The organism is Sphingobacterium corticibacter (assembly GCF_003076635.1).
Classification (GTDB): domain Bacteria; phylum Bacteroidota; class Bacteroidia; order Sphingobacteriales; family Sphingobacteriaceae; genus Sphingobacterium; species Sphingobacterium corticibacter.
In genome coordinates this window covers 1-5,583 of record NZ_QDKG01000011.1, presented here as the reverse complement: position 1 = coordinate 5,583, position 5,583 = coordinate 1, and the positions used below count along the sequence as shown (strand labels likewise).

General features: G+C 48.1%; 2 tRNA genes and 3 rRNA genes. All 5 read right to left on the bottom strand.

The features are described from left to right. Positions 1-44: 44 nt before the first annotated feature. A 5S ribosomal RNA gene (gene rrf, locus DC487_RS17130) occupies positions 45-156 on the bottom strand. Between the two features lie 196 nt (positions 157-352). Further along, positions 353-3,235, bottom strand: a 23S ribosomal RNA gene (locus DC487_RS17125). Positions 3,236-3,469: 234 nt separating this feature from the next. Next, positions 3,470-3,543: transfer RNA gene (locus DC487_RS17120), tRNA-Ala, on the bottom strand. A 26-nt stretch (positions 3,544-3,569) separates the two neighbouring features. Then, positions 3,570-3,643 (bottom strand) — tRNA-Ile (locus DC487_RS17115). Positions 3,644-3,794: 151 nt separating this feature from the next. Beyond that, a 16S ribosomal RNA gene (locus tag DC487_RS17110) occupies positions 3,795-5,322 on the bottom strand. Together the 16S, 23S and 5S rRNA genes with 2 tRNA genes alongside form the textbook arrangement of a ribosomal RNA operon. Positions 5,323-5,583 lie beyond the last annotated feature (261 nt).

The following is a 5,583-nucleotide window of genomic DNA, read 5'->3' as shown; positions in this document are numbered from 1 at the left end:
CAAAAAAGCCCTTGCAAAGTTTTTTGCAAGGGCTTTAGTATAAAATTAGGCACCGACCTACTCTCCCACCTGTTACGGCAATACCATCGGCTCTGGCGGGCTTAACTACTCTGTTCGGAATGGGAAGAGGTGGACACCGCCGATATAGGCACCTGAATATCTTTGTTTCGTATAGAGATATGCGTATTGCGAATTGAGATTGGTCTCACTACGCACTACTAAATACTCAGTACGACAAAATATCGTGACATATATTTGAAAGAAAGAAGGTCATTAAGAAAATATAAGCTGCATACCACTGACTATTGCTAGTCAAAGAAACACAGGAAACAACAGAACATGTTTTCTATCATTGCGAAAGCTTCGGGCTATTAGTATCACTTGGCTATGGTATCTCTACCTTTACACCTATGACCTATCAACGTTGTCATCTTCAACGACCCTATAAGGAAGTCTCATCTCGTGGCTAGTTTCGCACTTAGATGCTTTCAGCGCTTATCTATTCCCGACGTAGCTACCCAGCCGTACACCTGGCGGCATAACTGGTTCACCAGCGGTCAGTCCATCCCGGTCCTCTCGTACTAAGGACAGATCCACTCAAACTTCCAACGCCCACAACAGATAGGGACCGAACTGTCTCGCGACGTTCTGAACCCAGCTCGCGTGCCACTTTAATGGGCGAACAGCCCAACCCTTGGGACCTTCTCCAGCCCCAGGATGTGACGAGCCGACATCGAGGTGCCAAACCTCCCCGTCGATATGAGCTCTTGGGGGAGATCAGCCTGTTATCCCCAGAGTACCTTTTATCCTTTGAGCGATGGCCCTTCCATACAGAACCACCGGATCACTATGTCCGTCTTTCGACCCTGATCGACTTGTTGGTCTCACAGTCAAGCGGGCTTATGCCATTGCACTCCGCGTACGGTTACCAAGCGTACTGAGCCCACCTTTGAAAGCCTCCGTTACCTTTTTGGAGGCGACCACCCCAGTCAAACTACCCACCAAACAATGTCCTCGGATTATCCGAGTTAGAAACCGAATACAGAAAGGGCGGTATTTCAAGGTTGATTCCACGACTCCTAGCGAAGCCGCTTCAACATCTCCCGCCTATCCTACACATCCTGTATCCAATTCCAATGTTAAGCTATAGTGAAGGTTCATGGGGTCTTTCCGTCCCGTTGCGGGTAATCGGCGTCTTCACCGATACCACAATTTCACCGAGCTCATGGCTGAGACAGCGCCCAGATCGTTACACCATTCGTGCAGGTCGGAACTTACCCGACAAGGAATTTCGCTACCTTAGGACCGTTATAGTTACGGCCGCCGTTTACTGGGGCTTCGATTCAATGCTTCTCTTGCGATGACATCCCCTCTTAACCTTCCAGCACCGGGCAGGTGTCAGGCCTTATACTTCATCTTTCGATTTTGCAAAGCCATATGTTTTTGCTAAACAGTCGCCTGGGCCTTTTCACTGCGGCTGCTCTATCGCTAGAGACAGCGCCCCTTCTCCCGAAGTTACAGGGCCATTTTGCCGAGTTCCTTAGCCATGATTCACTCGAGCACCTTAGGATTCTCTCCTCGAACACCTGTGTCGGTTTGCGGTACGGGTTTTATATACCTGAAGCTTAGCGGGTTTTCTTGGAAGTCTGATTACCTGCACTATCTGCGCCGCCGAAGCTTTGCAGTACTATCGTGTTTCAGCATTCTCTGCGGATTTGCCTACAGAAAATATACCTACGCACTTCAACGAACTATTCCGTCAGTTCGCGGCAGTGTCACTACTCCGTCACCACATCGCAGTATATAAAAGTACGGGAATATTAACCCGTTGTCCATCGGCTACCTCCTTTCGGATGCGCCTTAGGCCCCGACTAACCCTGATCCGATTAGCGTTGATCAGGAAACCTGGTTCTTTCGGTGGGCGGGTTTCTCACCCGCCTTATCGTTACTTATGCCTACATTTGCTTTTCTATCAAGTCCACAACACATCACCATGCTGCTTCACCCCCAATAGAATGCTCCCCTACCAGATGTAATAAATTACAAATCCATAGCTTCGGTAATACACTTGATGCCCGTTTATTATCCACGCCCGGTCGCTCGACTAGTGAGCTGTTACGCACTCTTTAAATGAATGGCTGCTTCCAAGCCAACATCCTAGCTGTCTGGGCAACCGGACCTCGTTAGTTCAACTTAGCGTATATTTAGGGACCTTAGCTGATGGTCTGGGTTCTTTCCCTCTCGGCCTTGGACCTTAGCACCCAAAGCCTCACTGCCGGCCATATCTTGTAGCATTCGGAGTTCGTCTGGATTTGGTAGGATTTGACTCCCCCGCACCCAATCGGTAGCTCTACCTCTACAAGACTCTATGCCGACGCTGTTCCTAAAAACATTTCGGGGAGTACGAGCTATTTCCCAGTTTGATTGGCCTTTCACCCCTACCCTCAGGTCATCCGGAAACTTTTCAACGTTTATCGGTTCGGTCCTCCATTACATGTTACTGCAACTTCAACCTGCCCAAGGGTAGATCACAAGGTTTCGCGTCTACCTCATCCGACTATGCGCCCTATTCAGACTCGCTTTCGCTTCGGCTGCGTCGCTGAACGACTTAACCTTGCCGGACAAGAGTAACTCGTAGGCTCATTATGCAAAAGGCACGCCGTCACAGAATAAATCCGCTCCGACCGCTTGTAAGCACACGGTTTCAGGTTCTTTTCACTCCCCTGTTCGGGGTTCTTTTCACCTTTCCCTCACGGTACTGGTTCACTATCGGTCTCTCAGGAGTATTTAGCCTTACCGGATGGTGCCGGCAGATTCAAGCAGGATTTCTCCGGTCCCGCTCTACTCAGGATACCACTATGCTGTCATTCTTTACCTGTACGGGGCTGTCACCCATATCGCGCAGTTTCCCACCTGCTTCCAGTTCATAGCGACAATACAATGTCGTGGTCCTACAACCCCATAATTGCCGTAACAACTATGGTTTGGGCTCTTTCGTGTTCGCTCGCCACTACTTACGAAATCATTATTATTTTCTCCTCCTACGCTTACTTAGATGTTTCAGTTCGGCGCGTTCGCGTATTATACAACTAGTCTTCTACTAGCTAGGTTGCCCCATTCGGAAATCTACGGATCAATTCACATTTGCTAATCCCCGTAGCTTATCGCAGCTTATCACGTCCTTCATCGCCTCTGAGAGCCTAGGCATCCCCCGTGTGCCCTTTGTTACTTTCTTCAAATCCTCTTTCCGCTTTTGCTCGGAAGGGACGATTTCTCTATACAACTCCGAAAAGTTGCACAGATATGCTCTGTTGTTTCTTTTCTTGTGTCTTCTTTCTCTCAATATGTCAAAGAACGTTTGTTTTAGTAGTGTGTAATTAGATGTGAGTAGTGAGATCTGCGTAGTGAGATTATTATCTCGCCTTGCTTACTCTCAATACGTATATCTCAATACGCAGTACTAAACTTGTGGAGAATAACGGAGTCGAACCGTTGACCCCCTGCGTGCAAGGCAGGTGCTCTAGCCAGCTGAGCTAATTCCCCGTGGTATTATAAGTTTTATCTTAATGTAGTCCCGAGCAGATTTGAACTGCTGACCCCTACATTATCAGTGTAGTGCTCTAACCAACTGAGCTACGGGACTAGCTATATCTTCTTTTCTACCTCGGTAATACTATTAATGAACCCTTATACTTTGGGAACAGGTACTGTATTTCCTATCGTTTCTATTCTTTCTTCTTTTTAAATTAAAGTAATGTCATGTGCGTGGCGAGAATACGTTTCCGCATCTCTAGAAAGGAGGTATTCCAGCCGCACCTTCCGGTACGGCTACCTTGTTACGACTTAGCCCCAATTATCGGTTTTGCCCTAACACGCTCCTTGCGGTTACATGCTTTAGGCACCCCCAACTTTCATGGCTTGACGGGCGGTGTGTACAAGGCCCGGGAACGTATTCACCGCGTCATTGCTGATACGCGATTACTAGCGAATCCAACTTCACGGGGTCGAGTTGCAGACCCCGATCCGAACTGTGACCGACTTTTCGAGATTCGCATCCTGTTGCCAGGTAGCTGCCCGCTGTATCGGCCATTGTAGCACGTGTGTAGCCCCGGACGTAAGGGCCATGATGACTTGACGTCGTCCCCACCTTCCTCTCCGTTTGCACGGGCAGTCTGTTTAGAGTCCCCATCATTACATGCTGGCAACTAAACATAGGGGTTGCGCTCGTTGCGGGACTTAACCCAACACCTCACGGCACGAGCTGACGACAGCCATGCAGCACCTAGTTTCCTGTCCCGAAGGACTGATCTATCTCTAGATCATTCAGTAACTTTCAAGCCCGGGTAAGGTTCCTCGCGTATCATCGAATTAAACCACATGCTCCTCCGCTTGTGCGGGCCCCCGTCAATTCCTTTGAGTTTCACCCTTGCGGGCGTACTCCCCAGGTGGATAACTTAACGCTTTCGCTAAGACGCTAACTGTATATCGCTAACATCGAGTTATCATCGTTTAGGGCGTGGACTACCAGGGTATCTAATCCTGTTTGATCCCCACGCTTTCGTGCATCAGTGTCAATCCATGTTTAGACAGCTGCCTTCGCAATCGGTGTTCTGAGACATATCTATGCATTTCACCGCTACTTGTCTCATTCCGCCATCTTCAACATAATTCAAGCTCAACAGTATCAAAGGCACTGCATCGGTTGAGCCGATGTCTTTCACCCCTGACTTATTAAGCCACCTACGCACCCTTTAAACCCAATAAATCCGGATAACGCTTGGATCCTCCGTATTACCGCGGCTGCTGGCACGGAGTTAGCCGATCCTTATTCTTTAGGTACATTCAGCTACTTATACATAAGTAGGTTTATTCCCTAACAAAAGCAGTTTACAACCCATAGGGCAGTCATCCTGCACGCGGCATGGCTGGTTCAGGCTTGCGCCCATTGACCAATATTCCTTACTGCTGCCTCCCGTAGGAGTCTGGTCCGTGTCTCAGTACCAGTGTGGGGGATTCTCCTCTCAGAGCCCCTAGACATCGTCGCCTTGGTAAGCCGTTACCTTACCAACTAGCTAATGTCACGCGAGCCCATCCATATCCTATAAATATTTAAATGTGGTAACATGTGTTACTACATTGTTATGCGGTGTTAATCCGAATTTCTTCGGGCTATCCCCCTGATATGGGTAGGTTGCTCACGCGTTACGCACCCGTGCGCCACTCTCAAATCGGGTAGCAAGCTACCCTCAGATCCCGTTCGACTTGCATGTATTAGGCCTGCCGCTAGCGTTCATCCTGAGCCAGGATCAAACTCTCCATTGTAAAATGAATTGTTCGACACCTAACTATTTATAAAAATAATTAGAAATTGTCTTTTTTAATATCTAATCCGGAATCGTATTTTTTTATTCTAGCTTCATCTTTTATTCGTGACTTTCGCCGCTCTCAAAATCTAAAAGCTAAACTACTCACCACGCATCATGATCATTTCTTTAAAGAACTTTCTCGCCGCCGCATCGCGCTTTGGCACTTTATGTTTTACTCTATCGAGCTTAACGTTTCTTTTTTTGTTTCCCTTCCTCT